This is a genomic window from Fulvimonas sp. R45, from assembly GCF_030504985.1.
In the GTDB taxonomy this organism is placed as follows: Bacteria; Pseudomonadota; Gammaproteobacteria; order Xanthomonadales; family Rhodanobacteraceae; genus Rhodanobacter_A.
Genome location: NZ_JASERU010000022.1, coordinates 15,328 through 30,230, shown reverse-complemented (window position 1 = coordinate 30,230; position 14,903 = coordinate 15,328). Strand labels below are relative to the sequence as shown.

At 69.5% G+C, this 14,903-nt stretch carries 12 protein-coding genes; 8 read left to right on the top strand and 4 right to left on the bottom strand.

The genetic code is table 11. The annotated features are described in order from the left end of the window. Positions 1-76 precede the first annotated feature (76 nt). Positions 77-1,291: a citrate synthase family protein gene (locus QMK61_RS15625; RefSeq protein WP_302073159.1), complete on the bottom strand. Its 1,215-nt coding sequence runs from the start codon at positions 1,289-1,291 to the stop codon at positions 77-79. A gap of 131 nt (positions 1,292-1,422) precedes the next feature. Between QMK61_RS15625 and prpB the strand changes: the two genes are divergently transcribed. Together prpB and prpC are read left to right on the top strand one after the other, a co-directional pair. After that, positions 1,423-2,307, top strand: coding sequence for a methylisocitrate lyase (gene prpB, locus QMK61_RS15620; RefSeq protein WP_302073158.1), 885 nt, complete (start codon positions 1,423-1,425; stop codon positions 2,305-2,307). 97 nt (positions 2,308-2,404) lie between these two features. Then, positions 2,405-3,550: a 2-methylcitrate synthase gene (prpC, locus tag QMK61_RS15615; RefSeq protein ID WP_302073157.1), complete on the top strand. Its 1,146-nt coding sequence runs from the start codon at positions 2,405-2,407 to the stop codon at positions 3,548-3,550. Between the two features lie 69 nt (positions 3,551-3,619). Here the strand turns inward: prpC and QMK61_RS15610 are convergent, their stop codons facing one another. After that, positions 3,620-4,294 carry a TerC family protein gene (locus QMK61_RS15610; protein ID WP_302073156.1) on the bottom strand — a complete coding sequence of 225 codons (675 nt, stop codon included), beginning with the start codon at positions 4,292-4,294 and terminating at the stop codon, positions 3,620-3,622. A gap of 291 nt (positions 4,295-4,585) precedes the next feature. Here QMK61_RS15610 and QMK61_RS15605 point away from each other — a divergent pair, with 291 nt between their 5' ends. The 4 genes from QMK61_RS15605 to QMK61_RS15590 all read left to right on the top strand — a co-directional run bounded on the left by QMK61_RS15605 (position 4,586) and on the right by QMK61_RS15590 (position 10,313). Next, complete coding sequence (locus tag QMK61_RS15605; RefSeq protein ID WP_302073155.1) at positions 4,586-6,634, top strand: LTA synthase family protein; 2,049 nt, start codon at positions 4,586-4,588, stop codon at positions 6,632-6,634. A 50-nt stretch (positions 6,635-6,684) separates the two neighbouring features. Then, the gene (locus QMK61_RS15600; protein WP_302073154.1) at positions 6,685-8,136 is read left to right on the top strand and encodes a bifunctional 2-methylcitrate dehydratase/aconitate hydratase; all 1,452 of its coding nucleotides are present in this window, start codon (positions 6,685-6,687) and stop codon (positions 8,134-8,136) included. Positions 8,137-8,328: 192 nt separating this feature from the next. Further along, complete coding sequence (locus tag QMK61_RS15595; protein ID WP_302073153.1) at positions 8,329-9,450, top strand: OmpA family protein; 1,122 nt, start codon at positions 8,329-8,331, stop codon at positions 9,448-9,450. An 80-nt stretch (positions 9,451-9,530) separates the two neighbouring features. After that, positions 9,531-10,313 carry a pseudouridine synthase gene (locus QMK61_RS15590; protein ID WP_302073152.1) on the top strand — a complete coding sequence of 261 codons (783 nt, stop codon included), beginning with the start codon at positions 9,531-9,533 and terminating at the stop codon, positions 10,311-10,313. Positions 10,314-10,619: 306 nt separating this feature from the next. On the opposite strand, the gene kbl is transcribed toward QMK61_RS15590, so the two are convergent. Together kbl and tdh are read right to left on the bottom strand one after the other, a co-directional pair. Then, on the bottom strand, positions 10,620-11,819 hold the full coding sequence (gene kbl / locus QMK61_RS15585) for a glycine C-acetyltransferase (RefSeq protein WP_302073151.1): 1,200 nt from the start codon (positions 11,817-11,819) through the stop codon (positions 10,620-10,622). Positions 11,820-11,932: 113 nt separating this feature from the next. Further along, complete coding sequence (tdh, locus tag QMK61_RS15580) at positions 11,933-12,967, bottom strand: L-threonine 3-dehydrogenase (RefSeq protein ID WP_302073150.1); 1,035 nt, start codon at positions 12,965-12,967, stop codon at positions 11,933-11,935. A 422-nt stretch (positions 12,968-13,389) separates the two neighbouring features. On the opposite strand from tdh, the gene miaA reads away from it, so the two are divergent. After that, the gene (gene miaA, locus QMK61_RS15575) at positions 13,390-14,340 is read left to right on the top strand and encodes a tRNA (adenosine(37)-N6)-dimethylallyltransferase MiaA (RefSeq protein WP_302073179.1); all 951 of its coding nucleotides are present in this window, start codon (positions 13,390-13,392) and stop codon (positions 14,338-14,340) included. Positions 14,341-14,608: 268 nt separating this feature from the next. Beyond that, on the top strand, positions 14,609-14,887 hold the full coding sequence (gene hfq, locus QMK61_RS15570) for an RNA chaperone Hfq (protein ID WP_302073149.1): 279 nt from the start codon (positions 14,609-14,611) through the stop codon (positions 14,885-14,887). Positions 14,888-14,903: the final 16 nt, after the last annotated feature.

Sequence of the window (14,903 nt, the reverse complement as noted above, 5' to 3'; positions counted from 1 at the left end):
TCGTAGGCGATGCCACCCGCCGATACCGTGACCGGCTCGTGACGAGGCCGTCACGCCGACGGGGGGCCGGGACATGTCAACGCAGGCGCTCGGGCATGGCCCCGGCGTAGTGGGCGCGGGGGCGGATCAGCCCGCCGGCCTCCTGCTGTTCCAGCGCATGCGCCAGCCAGCCGGCCATGCGCCCGGCGGCGAACAGCGACAGCGCCGCCTCGGCATCCTGGTCGTGCAGCAGGGCGATCGCGGCCAGCGCGAAATCCAGGCTGGGTGCGCGGCCGCAGCAGGCGACGACGGCGTCGGCCAGGCGCCGTACCCGCGCCGCGCCGGCCAGGCGCGGGTGCGCCGAGCCCAGCATGCGCAGCAGCAGCGCGGCGCGCGGGTCGCCGTCCGGGTACAGCGGGTGGCCGAAGCCGGGCAGCTCGTCGCCATGGCGCAGGCGCTCGCGCACGTAGGCGGGCAGGTCGCGTTCGCGCAGTGCATGGCGGATCAACGCATGCGCCCGCGCGGCGGCGCCGCCGTGCCGCGGGCCGGACAGCGCGGCCAGCCCCGCGCACGCGGCGGCGTGCAGGCCGGCGCCGGTGGAGGCGGTCACGCGGGCGGCGAAGGCCGAGGCATTGAGCTCGTGGTCCGCGCACAGCACGAGTGCGCCGCGCAGCAGTGCCTGGGCGCGGGCGTCGTCGCAGCCCCAGGCAGCCGCGAGCCGGGCATGGATCGGGCGCCGGTCCGGCTTCGCCGCGCACAGCAGGGCGGCGGTCTCGCGCAACAGCCGCGCGGCGCCCTCGCGTCGCCGCACGGGATCGGCCCCGAGCGCATGCGGCGCGGACAGGCCCAGCAGCGGCAGCGCGGCCATGGTGCGTTCCAGCGGCGGCAGGCCGCGGCCCAGCAGCGACCGCACCGCGGGCGACCAGCCGGCGGGTGCGGCGCCGTCGAACGGATCGGCGTCCCCGCAGGCCCAAAGCAGGCGCGCCACGTCCTCCAGCCCGGCGCCGGACTCGGCCAGCGCGACCGCCGGCTGTCCCCGGTAGTAGTGCCCATGCGGCCGGATCAGCGAGATCCGCGTCTCCAGCACCGGCAGCCCCCAGGTGAGGCTGTGCGCGGCGCCTTGCGCGGCGCCGCGGCCGGCCTGGCGGCGCTCGATCAGGCGCTCGACGTCCTCGGCCAGGTACTCGCGGCTGCGCCCGTCCGCGCCGGGACGCGAATCGACCTTGCCGCGGCTGACGTAGGCGTACAGCGTGGCCAGGCTGATGCCGAGCCGCGCGGCGGCGTCGCGGGCGGAAAGATAATCGGTGCGCATGGCTGATATATTGATCGCTTGGATCAAGATTGATCAATATGTTTCGCGGGTGCAGAGTAGCCGCCGTCCGGTGCGCCGCGGCATGGCCGCGGCGGCACATCGCCTACAATACGTGGTTTCGGAGAACCGCCATGTCCCCACTCGACTCCGCCGGCGCCCGCTTCCGCGCCGCTCTCGACGCCGAATCGCCGCTGCAGGTGATCGGCGCGATCACCGCCTACGCCGGCCTGATGGCGAAGCGCGTCGGCTACAAGGCGCTGTACCTCTCCGGCGGCGGCGTGGCCGCCAACTCGCTGGGCATGCCGGACCTCGGCATCTCGACGATGGAGGACGTGCTCACCGACGCGCGCCGCATCGTCGACGCCACCGGGCTGCCGCTGCTGGTCGACATCGACACCGGCTGGGGCGGCGCGTTCAACATCGCGCGCACCATCCGCAGCTTCGAGCGCATCGGCGTGGCCGCGGTGCACATGGAGGACCAGGTCGGCCAGAAGCGCTGCGGCCACCGCCCCGGCAAGGAAGTGGTGCCGAAGGAGGAGATGGTCGATCGCGTGAAGGCGGCGGTGGATGCGCGTACCGATCCAGGCTTCGTGATCATGGCGCGCACCGACGCAGCGGCGGTCGAGGGCCTCGATGCCGCGATCGAGCGCGCGGTGGCCTACGTCGAGGCCGGCGCGGACATGATCTTCCCCGAGGCGATGAAGACGCTGGACGACTACCGCCGGTTCAAGGCCGCGGTGAAGGTGCCGATCCTCGCCAACCTCACCGAGTTCGGCGCCACCCCGTTCTTCACCACCGACGAGCTCAAGAGCGCCGACGTGGACATCGCGCTGTACTGCTGCGGCGCCTACCGCGCCATGAACAAGGCCGCGCTGAACTTCTACGAGACGGTGCGCCGCGAGGGCACGCAGAAGAACATCATCGACACCCTGCAGACGCGCGAGGAACTGTACGACTTCCTCGGCTACCACGCCTACGAGGACAAGCTCGACGCGCTGTTCAGCAAGAAATCCTGAAGTGCAGGAGCGGCTCCGACCGGCTTCTGGTCGCGGCTGAACCGCCCCTGCGGGCGCCCACGTCCGATTCGAATTCCCCGCATCACAGGAGACATCCATGAGCGAGCAAGTCCTTCCCAAGGCCAAGAAATCCGTGGCGCTGTCCGGCGTGGCCGCCGGCAACACCGCGCTGTGCACGGTGGGTCGCAGCGGCAACGACCTGCACTACCGCGGCTACGACATCCACGACCTGGCGGCCAAGGGCTGCTTCGAGGAAGTGGCGCACCTCTTGGTCTACGGCGTGCTGCCGAACTGGACCGAGCTGCAGAACTACAAGGCCCGTCTGAAGCGCCTGCGCGGCCTGCCGGCCCCGGTGAAGGCCGCGCTGGAGCTGCTGCCCGCCGCCACCCATCCGATGGACGTGCTGCGCACCGGCTGCTCGGTGCTGGGCACCGTGCTGCCGGAGAAGGACGACCACAACATCACCGGCGCGCGCGACATCGCCGACCGCCTGATGGCCAGCTTCGGCTCGATGCTGCTGTACTGGTACCACTTCAGCCACAACGGCAAGCGCGTGGAGACCGAGACCGACGACGATTCGATCGCCGCGCACTTCCTGCACGTGCTGCACGGCAAGGCGCCCAGCGAACTGCACGCCAACGCGCTGGACAAGTCGCTGGTGCTGTACGCCGAGCACGAGTTCAACGCCTCGACCTTCACCGCCCGCGTGATCGCCGGCACCGGTTCGGACATGTATTCGTCCATCACCGGCGCGATCGGCGCGCTGCGCGGCCCGAAGCACGGCGGCGCGAACGAGGTGGCGATGGAGATCATCGCGCGCTACCGCTCTGCCTCCGACGCCGAGGCCGACATCCGCGCCCGCGTGGAGCGCAAGGAGATCATCATCGGCTTCGGCCACCCGGTGTACACGGTATCCGACCCGCGCAACGTGATCATCAAGGAGATCGCGCGCAAGCTGTGCACCGAAGGCGGCAACCCGGTGCTGTTCGAGGTGTCCGAGCGCATCGAGAAGGTGATGGGCGAGATCAAGAAGATGTTCCCCAACCTCGACTGGTACTCGGCCAGCGCCTATCACATGATGGGCGTGCCCACCGCGATGTTCACGCCGCTGTTCGTGATCGCGCGCACCTCGGGCTGGAGCGCGCACGTGATCGAGCAGCGCCAGGACGGCAAGATCATCCGTCCAAGCGCCAACTACACCGGTCCGGAAGACCAGGTCTACGTGCCGATCGACAAGCGCTGAGCGCGCCGGGAAGCACGAAAAAGGGAGCCGATCGGCTCCCTTTTTCGTGGCGTCGGGCGGCGCGGCGCATCATGTCGCGCCGGCACCGGCACGGCGCCGGTTCGCCAGCCAGCCGCCGCCGCAGACGGCGGCCACCAGCACCACGTCCAGCGTGTACGCCACCCAGCGGTGCGCCTCGAACCATCCGGCCACGAGGTGGTCGTGCGCGATCATGCGCGCAGCGGTGAAGGCGATCGCGCCGGCGCCGATGTAGACGATCACGGGGAAGCGGTCGACCAGCTTCAGGATCAGGGTGGAGCCCCAGACCACCAGCGGCACGCTGATCAGCAGCCCAAGCACCACCAGCCCCAGGTGGCCCTTCGAGGCACCTGCGATGGCCAGCACGTTGTCCAGGCCCATCAGCGCGTCGGCCACGATGATGGTGCGCAGCGCCGACCAGAAGCTGCCGGCGGCGGCGATCTCGTGGGTGTCGTCGTCGTGCTTCAGCAGCTTCCAGGCGATCGGCAGCAGCACCACGCCGCCGGCCAGCATCAGGCCCGGCAGCTTGAGCAGCCACACCACCACGGCGGTCAGCGCCACGCGGACCGCGACGGCGCCGAAGGTGCCCCAGAACACGGCCTTCGTCTGCAACGCCTTCGGCAGGTTGCGCGCGGCGAGCGCGATCACGATGGCGTTGTCGCCCGCCAGCACCAGGTCGAGCAGGATGATGGTGAGCAGGCCGGATAGCAGTTCGGCGGAAAACATGGCGACTCCAGGTGGCGACGGACGGCGACAGGCGGGCGCACGCGTGCACCGCCTGCCGCAAAAGTCTCGTCCGCAGCGCCTGGGCTGCCGCGATGGCCGGGGCGTTCGCCCGTGCTGACGACCATCGCACCGGCATGGCGGGCATGCCGGGAACTACTCCCCTTTGCGGGTGATAGCGGGGCGATTGTCGGGGCGGGGGCGCGCATGCGTCAAGGCGCGGCGGCCGTGCCTGTGGACAGGCCCCGGGCCGCCTGCTCCAATGCCGGCCCCATGGAAAGCCCGCCATCCAACATGCCGAGAGAAGAAAACCCGGGCGCCTGGCCGGCAGGCCTGTTCGCGCGGTTGTGGGCGTTCGTCGCCCTGGCCGTGGTGGTGCTGGAGCTGGCGCGCGTCGCGTTGTGGTTCGGCTACGCGGGGCCGGCGCGCCTGCCGGGATGGTCGACCTTGCTGCCGGCGCTGGCGCGGGGCGGGCGCTACGACCTGGCGGTGACCTGCGGCTGGGCGCTGGCGGTGCTGGTCCTTTCGCTGCCGTGGCTGCTGCTTCCGCGGCGCTGGCGCGCATGGGCGCCGCGCGTGGCGACCGTGCTGTGCATGGCCTTGCTGCTGGCGTTCGCATTGCTTTCGGTCTGCGAGTTCTATTACTACGGCTTCTACCACGCGCGTTTCGACCCGGTGGTGTTCGGCCTGTTCGAGGACGACACGCGCGCTGTGCTGGCGACCGCCTGGCACGACTACCCGGTGCTGCGCGGGCTGCTGGCGGTGGCCTTGGCCGGCGTGGTGCTCCACGCGGTGTTCGCGCGCGTCACGCGCTGGCTGGAACGCCGGCTACGGCCGTCCGCGCGCTGGGCGCGGGTGGCGTTGGCGGCGGCGCAGGTGCTGGCGCTGGCCCTTCTGGCGCGCGGCAGCCTGGGCACGTTTCCGCTGGTGCGCCAGGACGTGGTGTTCTCGCCCGACCCGTTCGACAACCAGCTGGTGCTGAACGCGCCGCTCACCCTGTACAAGGCGGTGCGCGCCCGGGAAAAGGAGATCGACATCGGCAGCGACCCGCAGGCGGGCCTGCATGCGCTGGGTTTCCGCGACCCGCAGCAGGCCGCCGCCGTGCTGGGACTACCGGGTGGCAGCGACGCGCAGATCGCCGACCAGCTGTTCGCGACCGCGCCGGGCACGGCCGCCGGGCGGCGGCCCAACGTGGTGCTGGCGCTGCTGGAGTCGTTCGGCTACGACCTGCTGCACGTCGACGGCCCGCACAACGACATGCTTGGCCGGCTGCGCCCGCATGTCGCGCACGACTACCTGTTCACCAACTTCATCACCGGCCAGAACGGCACCCACCCCGAGCTGGAGAACCTGCTGCTGGGCTCGCCGATCACACCGCTGACGCAGGGCGATGCCGGGCGCATCCAGTTGCCGACCTCGGCGGCGCTGCCGTTCCGGCGCGCAGGCTACCGCACGGTGTTCATCTACGGCGGCGGCGCCGACTGGCGCAACATCGGCAAGGTGTTCAGGCGCCAGGGCTTCGACGAGGTCTACGACGAGCGCGACATCCGCGCCCGCTTCCCCGGCGCCGGCGCCACCGCCTGGGGCGTGTACGACGAATACCTGTTCCGCTTCGCGCGCGAGGTGCTCGACCGGGCGCAGGAAGACGGGCGGCCGGTCTTCCTGTTCCTGCTTACCACCACCAACCATCCGCCGTACACGCTGGACACGCCGCACCGGCAGCTGCCGCTGGACCCGGCGGCGCTGGGGCCGCGCGGCAACCCCAGCATGGCGCTGCGGCGGAAGATCCTGGCCACCTACCAGTATCAGGCCGACCAGTTCGGCGCCTTCCTCGACGGCATCGAGGGCGGCGCGCTGGGCGACGACACCATCGTGGCCGCGGCGGGCGACCACAACCTGCGCGACCACTACGTCTACAGCCTGCCCACCGAGCAGCCGGACGTGGATCGCGTGGTCGGCTTCTTCCGGCTGCCGCCGTCGCTGCGGCCGGCGCAGGTGGACCTCGCGCGTTTCGCCGGCCACGAGGACCTCATCCCGACCCTGGTCAGCCTGGCGCTGCCCGGCGCGCGCTACTTCGACACCGGCACGGACCTGTTCGGCCCGCCGCGCCCCGACGACCACGGCCTGGCCCTGTACAGCCGCACCTACCTGCCGCAGGGCGTGGCGTTCGGTCTGACGCAGCCGCAATGGCATGCGTGGACGAAACCGTACACGCGCATCGCGGCGCAGGGCAGTGCGATGCCGCCGGCGGCCGCCGCCGAAGTGCGCCGCGTGGCGGCGGGCGTGGCCTTGCGCGACTGGTACATCCGCACCCGGGTATTGTCGGCGCGGCACGCGCACTGATCCTGGCGCCGGGCTAAAATCGCGGTTTTCCCATCGCGAGACCCGTCTCCATGAGCGCCCACGACATCCGTTCCGCCGTCCGTCCCGATCCCGACCAGCCGATGGTCGACATCGCCAACTACGTGGCGGACTACCGGATCGAGTCGAAGGAGGCCTACGACACCGCGCGCTACATGCTGCTGGACTCGCTGGCCACCGCGATGATGGCGATGAAGTTCCCCGAGTGCGTGAAGCACCTCGGCCCCGTGGTGCCGGGCGCGACGCTGCCGGGCGGCGCCCGCGTGCCGGGCACCAGCCACGAGCTGGATCCGGTGCAGGCCGCGTTCGCGATCGGCACGCAGATCCGCTGGCTGGACTTCAACGACACCTGGCTGGCGGCCGAGTGGGGCCATCCCTCCGACAACCTCGGCGCGATCCTCGCCGTGGCCGACTATCTCGGCCGTCAGGCCGAGCGCGAGGGCGGCCAGGCGCCGACCGTGCGCGACGTGCTGGGCTACGCGATCAAGGCCCACGAGATCCAGGGCTGCTATGCGCTGAAGAACAGCTTCAACCGCGTGGGCCAGGACCACGTGATCCTGGTGCGCCTGGCCTCCACCGCGGTGGCCACCCACATGCTGGGCGGCGACAAGGAGCAGATCGTCACCGCCGTGTCGCACAGCTGGATCGACAACGGTGCGCTGCGCACCTACCGCCACGCGCCCAACACCGGGCCGCGCAAGAGCTGGGCCGCCGGCGACGCCTGCCGCCGCGCGGTCACCCACGCGATCAACGCGGTCTACCGCGGCGTGGTGGGCTACCCGTCGGCGCTGTCGGCGAAGACCTGGGGCTTCTACGACGTGGCCTTCAAGGGCAACGCGTTCGAGTTCGAGCGCCCGTTCGGCAGCTACGTGATGGAGAACGTGCTGTTCAAGATCAGCTTCCCGGCCGAGTTCCACGCCCAGACCGCGGTGGAGTGCGCGATGAAGCTGCACGCCGGGGTCGCCGGCCGGCTCGACGAGATCGAGAAGGTGGTGATCGAGACCCAGGAGGCCGGCTGCCGCATCATCGACAAGACCGGTCCGCTGGCCAACTACGCCGACCGCGACCACTGCATCCAGTACATGGTCGCCGTGCCGCTGATCTTCGGCCGCCTCACCGCCGACGACTACAACGACGACGTGGCCGCCGACCCGCGCATCGACGCCCTGCGCGACAAGATGGTGGTGAGCGAGAACCCGCAGTTCACCAAGGATTACTTCGACCCCGACAAGCGCTACATCGGCAACTCGGTGCAGGTGTTCTTCAAGGACGGCAGCAGCACCGAGAAGGTCTCGATCGACTACCCGATCGGCCACCGCAAACGTCGCGCCGAAGGCATTCCGGTGCTGCTGAAGAAATTCGAGGGGGCCCTGCGCGGTCACCTGCCGGCGCACAAGGTCAAGGCCATCCTCGAGGTCGCTCGCGACCCGGCCCGGCTGGACGCCATGCCGATCCAGCACTTTCTCGGATTCTTCACGCTTTAGGGATCAGGGTGAGCCGAGCATGAACGGGCATCCGTGCAGTGCGTTGGCTTGTTTATTTTTTGATAAACTGCTGCCGCCCCCAAGGCGACACCATTAACAGGAAGGTTCGTTATTCGCCATTTGGGCCGAATAGCATTGCGAGAGTTCCGCATCGTGGAATGGCCGCAAAACCAATAAACGAGGAGACACCTGATGAAACGTAAGGGCCTGTATTTTCTGATCGCTCTTGCCCTGGGCGGCGTGGGTGCCGTTCACGCGCAGGATACGGCCGCTGCGTCCGACAGTGCGGCCAGCACCACCACGCCGAGCTACGATGGCCGCTGGTACATCGCCCCGACGGTGGGTGGCTACTACAACGACACCGACCGCAACACCCGCAGCCGCCAGTTCTACTATGGCCTGGGCGTGGGTCGTTTCATCGCCCCGAACACCTCGATCGACCTGTTCATCGATCGCACCAGCCGTACCCGCGACCATGCCGCGGGCAAGTGGTCGAACAACAACGTCGGCGTGGCCGCGCGCTACTTCTTCGGCGAATGGACCGCCTGGCGCCCGTACCTGATGGCCGGCATCATGGGCAGCTATCACCACAACGCCATGGACAACGGCTGGTCGCCGGCCGCCCAGGTGGGCGTGGGCCTGTCCAAGACCATCACCGACAGCTCGGACTTCCGCGTGGAAGCCGGCTACCGCTACGACTGGGACGACAAGTCCAATCCGCGCGAGAACGGCTACGGCGACTGGCTGCTGGGCTTCAGCATCGTGTCGCGCTTCGGTGAACCGGCGGCCGCCCCGGCCCCGGTGGCTCCGCCGCCGCCGGCTGCTCCGGACTGCTCGACGCTGGACGACGACCATGACGGCGTGAACAACTGCGACGACAAGTGCCCGAACACCCCGGCCGGCACCATCGTGGGTCCGGACGGCTGCCCGCAGAAGGTGGTGATCGACCTGCGCGGCGTGAACTTCAAGTTCGACCGTCCGAAGAAGGGCGAGACCGACATCAGCAAGGCCCTGGCCGAGCCGACCTCCGCCTCGCTGGCCACGCTGGATCAGGCCGTCGACACGCTGACGCGCTACCCGCAGGTGAAGGTGATGGTGGCCGGTTACACCGACAGCGTCGGTACGGATGCCTACAACCAGGGCCTGTCCGAGCGCCGCGCCAAGATCGTGTACGACTACCTGACCTCGCACGGCATCGACGCCAGCCGCCTGGAAGGTCCGGTGGGCCACGGCGAGAATGACCCGATCGGCGACAACAACACCGATTCGGGCCGCGCCCAGAACCGCCGCACGGAGTTGCAGGTCCAGCAGTAAGCGGGCCTTGCAAGGCAACATGGAGAAGCCCGGCGCAAGCCGGGCTTTTCTTTTGGCAGAACGGGTGCACGATGGCCGGCATGGAACGAAGACAGGGGCAGGGCAGGCGGACCACGCCGCGCCGCATCGCAGGGGCGACGCCTGCGGCGCCGCGGCATGGGCTGGCACGCGTGCTGAGCAAGCTGGGCGTGTGCTCGCGCAGCCAGGCGGAGAAGGCCGTGCGTGAGGGGCGGGTCAGCGTGGACGGGCGCGTGGTGCTCGATCCCGAGCGCCCGGCCGACGTCGCGCGCCAGCGCATCCTGCTCGACGGCGTATCGGTGGGGGAGGTGAAGCGGATCTACATCGCCCTGAACAAGCCCCGCGGCATCGTGGTGAGCGCCGCCGACGAGCGCGGCCGCGATACCGTCTACGACCTGCTGAAGGATGCCGGCCTGCCCTGGCTGGGCCCGGTCGGCCGCCTCGACAAGGCCAGCGAGGGCCTGCTGCTGCTGAGCAACGACAGTGCCTGGGCCGCCCGTCTCACCGGGCCGGGCCATCACGTGGACAAGACCTACCACGTGCAGGTCGATGCCATGCCGGACGCCGCGTTGCTGGACAGGCTCGTCCAGGGCGTGGTCGACGAAGGCGAGCGGCTGGCCGCGAAGCGGATCGCGCTGCTGCGCACCGGCGAAAAGAACGCCTGGCTGGAGATTGTGCTTGACGAAGGCAGGAATCGTCACATCCGGCGCCTGCTGGCCGCGCATGGCATCGGCGTCCTGCGCCTGGTCCGCGTGGCGATCGGCGCATTGCCGCTGGGCCGGCTGGCCAAGGGACAGTGGCGCCACCTCGACGAAGCCGAGGTGGCGCTGCTCGCGCGGTCCTGAGAGCCTGTTCAAGGTCTCCCCGTAGCTCGCGTTGCCTTGCCCTGGCCGCCCGGTGGGAGTGCGTGGCGCAGCGCCTGCCTGGCGGGCAGAGCCTGCCCCTGCGAAGGCAGGGGTCAAGCCGCGCGCTGCTGCATGGCGGCCAGGGCAAGGTAACCCGAAGGGCCGGGCCTGTTGGCCCGCATCCCTGCGTCATCGCTCCGTCGTGGACGGAGGTCCACGCCTTCGCTCTTCCTTGGTCTGCGCGCAAACAGTTCCCGGCGCGGGCCACGGGGATATCTTGAACAGGCTCTGAGCCGCCGGCCGGGCTCAGTCGCCGATCACGCCGAGTTGCCGGCCCACTTTGGTGAAGGCGGCGATGGCGCGATCCAGGTGTTCGCGGGTGTGCGCCGCGCTCATCTGGGTGCGGATGCGCGCCTGGCCCTGCGGCACCACCGGGTAGAAGAAACCGGTGACGTAGATGCCTTCGTCGAGCAGGGCGGACGCCATCGCCTGCGCCTTCGGCGCGTCGTAGATCATCACCGGCACGATCGGGTGCACACCGGGCTTGATGTCGAAGCCGGCTGCGGTCATCCGTTCACGGAAGTAGCGAGTGTTTTCCTGCACCTTCGCGCGCAGGTCGCCGGCCGCTTCCAGCATGTCGAACACCTTGATCGCGGCGGCCACTACGTGCGGCGGCAGCGAATTGGAGAACAGGTATGGGCGCGAGCGCTGGCGCAGCATCTCGACGATCTCCGCGCGGCCGGTGGTGAAGCCGCCCAGCGCGCCGCCCAGCGCCTTGCCCAGCGTGCCGGTGAAAATGTCGATCCTGTCCATCACGCCGTTGACCTCGGCCGAGCCGCGACCGGTCGCGCCGAGGAAGCCGGTGCAGTGGCATTCGTCGATGTGCACCAGGGCATCGTACTTCGCGGCCAGCGCCGTGATCTGGTCGAGCTTCGCAATGAAGCCGTCCATTGAGAACGCGCCATCGGTGGAGATCAGCTTGGTGCGAGCGCCGGCCGCGTCGGCCGCCTGCAGCTGCTTCTCCAGGTCGGCCATGTCGCTGTTGGCGTAGCGGTAGCGCCTGGCCTTGCACAGGCGGATGCCGTCGATGATCGAGGCGTGGTTGAGCGCGTCGGAGATCACTGCGTCCTGCTCGCCCAGCAGCGGCTCGAACAGGCCGCCGTTGGCGTCGAAGCAGGCGGCGTAGAGGATGGTGTCCTCGGTGCCGAAGAAGTCGGCGATCTTCCTTTCCAGTTGCTTGTGCAGGTCCTGCGTGCCGCAGATGAAGCGTACGCTGGCCATGCCGAAGCCGTGGGTGTCCAGCGCCTCCTTGGCCGCCTTGATCACGTCCGGGTGGTCGGCCAGGCCCAGGTAGTTGTTGGCGCAGAAGTTCAGCACCTTGCGGCCGCCTTCCAGCTCGATCTCGGCGGACTGCGGCGAGACGATCACGCGCTCGGCCTTGAACAGGCCCTGTTCGCGGATGGATGCCAGTTCGGCGGCGTAGCGTTCCTGGGCGGGGTAGGTCACTGGGGTTCTCCGATAGGCGTGGGGCGGACGTCGGCACGCTTCGCGGGCCATCGCCCCCACCGTGGCGGGGCGGGAGCGGGACGTCGTTCATCTCTGGCCGCAGGCGGCGGCGTTCAGTTCCAGCTGCAGACGACCTTGCCGCACTGGCCGGCGTCCATCAGGTCGAAGCCCTTCTGGAAGTCGTCGATGTGGATCTGGTGGGTGAGCACCTTCTGCAGCGGGAAGCCGGTGAGCACCATCTGGGTCATCTTGTACCAGGTCTCGTACATCCGCCGGCCGTAGATGCCCTGCAGGGTGAGGCCCTTGAAGATCACCTTGTCCCAGTCGATGCCGGCGCCCTTGGGCTGGATGCCGAGCAGGGCGATCTTGCCGCCGTGGTACATGCAGTCGAGCATGTCGTTGAAGGCGCGCGGGTTGCCGCTCATCTCCAGGCCCACGTCGAAGCCTTCCATGTGCAGGTCCTTCATCGTCTCCTTGAGCGAGGCATTGGCGACGTTTACCACGCGGGTGGCGCCCATGTCGGCGGCCAGCTTCAGGCGGTAGTCGTTGACGTCGGTGACCACCACGTTGCGCGCGCCGACGTGCTTGGCGATGCCGGCGGCGATGATGCCGATCGGGCCGGCGCCGGTGATCAGCACGTCCTCGCCGATCAGGTCGAACTCCAGCGCGCAGTGCGCGGCATTGCCGTAGGGGTCGAAGAACGCGGCCAGCTCGGAGGGAATCTGGTCGGGGATCGGCCACAGGTTCGAGGCCGGCATGGTCATGTATTCGGCGAACGCGCCGTTGCGGTTCACGCCGATGCCCACGGTGTTCGGGCACAGGTGCTGGCGGCCGGCGCGGCAGTTGCGGCAGTGGCCGCAGACGATGTGGCCTTCCGCCGAGACGCGGTCGCCGACCTTGTAGCCGGTGACGCCCGGGCCGATCTCCACGATGCGGCCGACGAACTCGTGGCCGATGACGAGGCCGGGCTTGATGACGCGCTGGGACCATTCGTCCCACTTGTAGATGTGCAGGTCGGTGCCGCAGATCGCGGTCTTCTCCAGCTTGATCAGCACCTCGTTGGGGCCGACCTCGGGCACCGGTACCTCTTCCATCCAGATGCCCTGCTCGGGCTTGCGCTTGACCAGGGCCTTCATCGTCTGCGGCATGGGGGGATCCAATTTCGGCTGGCCCGCGTGGCGGGCGGGGAAACGCCGATTATAGATCGCCGCGGGGACGGTCTGGATGTTTCAGCCCGAGGGCAATGCCGGAAGGTGGTAACCGAGGGCGAACGCGACGCTGATCGCGATGCAGACCGCGAACCAGAAGGTATGGTTGTTCTTGTCCCAGATGGGCGTGCTCACGGCGAAATCCCCCTGTGTGCCGCTCGGCGACATGCAGCATCAAGCAAGACTCGCACCGCGTGCGCGGATGTTGCGGTGCATGGCGTGAAACTGTGAGCTCCATCGCTCTCAGGGGCTTTTGCCCATGCCTGAAGTAGCGGGCGAGGCGGGCGGCAGGCGAATCGCGCATGATCGTGGCGGGTGCGCGGCTGACGTGGAGCGGCAGTTGTGGCCGCTACAATGCCGCGATGCCTGTCGATCGACGTCCGCCCGCCATCTTCCTGATGGGTCCCACCGCCTCCGGCAAGACCGCGCTGGCCTGCGCGTTGCGCCAGCGCTTCCCGCTGGACCTGGTGAGCGTGGATTCGGCGCTGGTCTACCGCGGCATGGACGTGGGCACGGCCAAGCCGGACGCCGCCACGCTGGCGCGTCATCCGCACGCGCTGGTGGACATCCGCGATCCGGCGGAAGCGTATTCGGCGGCGGATTTCCGCGACGATGCGACGGCCGCCATGCGTCGCATCGGCGAGGCGGGCCGGGTGCCGCTGCTGGTGGGCGGCACCGGGCTGTATTTCCGCGCGCTGCAGCGCGGGCTGTCCAGCCTGCCTCAGGCCGATCCGGACGTGCGTGCGCGGCTGGCCGCGCAGGCGGCCGAGGCCGGCTGGGACGCCATGCATCGCCGGCTGGCGGCGCTCGACCCGGCCGCCGCGTGCCGCATCCGCCCCGGCGACCGGCAGCGGCTGCAGCGCGCGCTGGAGGTGATCGAGCTGACCGGCCGTCCGCTTAGCGAACAGCAGCGTGGCGACGGCGCAGTGACTTTCCCGTGGCGCGTGCTGAAACTGGCCCTGCTGCCCGGCGACCGGACGGTGCTGCACGCACGCATCGCCAGCCGCTTCGACGCCATGCTCGCCGGCGGGTTGCTGGACGAAGTGGCGGCGTTGCGCGGGCGCGGCGACCTGCACCCGGACCTGCCCGCGATGCGTGCGGTCGGCTACCGCCAGGCCTGGGAGCACCTGGACGGGCGCTACGGCCTCGCGGAACTGCGCGAGCGCGGCATCTTCGCCACGCGGCAGCTGGCCAAGCGCCAGCTCACCTGGCTGCGCGCGGAGCCGGACGCCCGGGCGCTGGATCCGGATGCGCCGGACCTGCAGCGGCGCGCGGAGGACGCGCTGGCGCTGTTCCTCGGACCGGCCTCCTGAGAGCCTGTTCAAAGTCCCCCGTGGTCCGCGCCGGGAACTGTTTGCGCGCAGACCAAGGGAGAGGGAAGGAGCGGCTCCCGGGACGCCACGCACACGCCGCGCTCACCCGCGGCGGCGCAATCTCGCCGCCATCGGACGGTTCTGTGCGCCAGCGCATAATGGGTTTCTTACACGCTCGATTTAAAAGCGGTTAACATTCCCCAGAAAGCTTGGGCCGGGACGCTGTGCGTCTTTTCTCCGGCCCCGTCCGCCGCAGGGGAGAACAACAATGTCCAAAGGGCAGTCATTGCAAGATCCGTTTCTCAACGCGCTGCGCCGCGAGCGGGTACCGGTCGCCATCTATCTGGTCAACGGCATCAAGCTGCAGGGCACGGTCGAATCGTTCGACCAGTTCGTGGTGCTGCTGCGCAACCAGGTGAGCCAGATGGTGTACAAGCACGCCATCTCCACCGTGGTGCCCAGCCGCAACGTGCGCATGGGCAACGGCCACGAGGGCCACGACGGCGCCAGCGAGGGCCAGCCCGCCCCGGCCTCCGCCGGGGCCTGACGCCGCCGCACGCATC

What these genes read in the sequence shown, in the direction of transcription:
- QMK61_RS15625 (WP_302073159.1), bottom strand. Translation starts at nt 1,291, where the DNA reads ATGCGCACCGATTATCTTTCCGCCCGCGACGCCGCCGCGCGGCTCGGC.
- prpB (WP_302073158.1), top strand. Translation starts at nt 1,423, where the DNA reads ATGTCCCCACTCGACTCCGCCGGCGCCCGCTTCCGCGCCGCTCTCGAC.
- prpC (WP_302073157.1), top strand. Translation starts at nt 2,405, where the DNA reads ATGAGCGAGCAAGTCCTTCCCAAGGCCAAGAAATCCGTGGCGCTGTCC.
- QMK61_RS15610 (WP_302073156.1), bottom strand. Translation starts at nt 4,294, where the DNA reads ATGTTTTCCGCCGAACTGCTATCCGGCCTGCTCACCATCATCCTGCTC.
- QMK61_RS15605 (WP_302073155.1), top strand. Translation starts at nt 4,586, where the DNA reads ATGCCGAGAGAAGAAAACCCGGGCGCCTGGCCGGCAGGCCTGTTCGCG.
- QMK61_RS15600 (WP_302073154.1), top strand. Translation starts at nt 6,685, where the DNA reads ATGAGCGCCCACGACATCCGTTCCGCCGTCCGTCCCGATCCCGACCAG.
- QMK61_RS15595 (WP_302073153.1), top strand. Translation starts at nt 8,329, where the DNA reads ATGAAACGTAAGGGCCTGTATTTTCTGATCGCTCTTGCCCTGGGCGGC.
- QMK61_RS15590 (WP_302073152.1), top strand. Translation starts at nt 9,531, where the DNA reads ATGGAACGAAGACAGGGGCAGGGCAGGCGGACCACGCCGCGCCGCATC.
- tdh (WP_302073150.1), bottom strand. Translation starts at nt 12,967, where the DNA reads ATGCCGCAGACGATGAAGGCCCTGGTCAAGCGCAAGCCCGAGCAGGGC.
- miaA (WP_302073179.1), top strand. Translation starts at nt 13,390, where the DNA reads ATGCCTGTCGATCGACGTCCGCCCGCCATCTTCCTGATGGGTCCCACC.
- hfq (WP_302073149.1), top strand. Translation starts at nt 14,609, where the DNA reads ATGTCCAAAGGGCAGTCATTGCAAGATCCGTTTCTCAACGCGCTGCGC.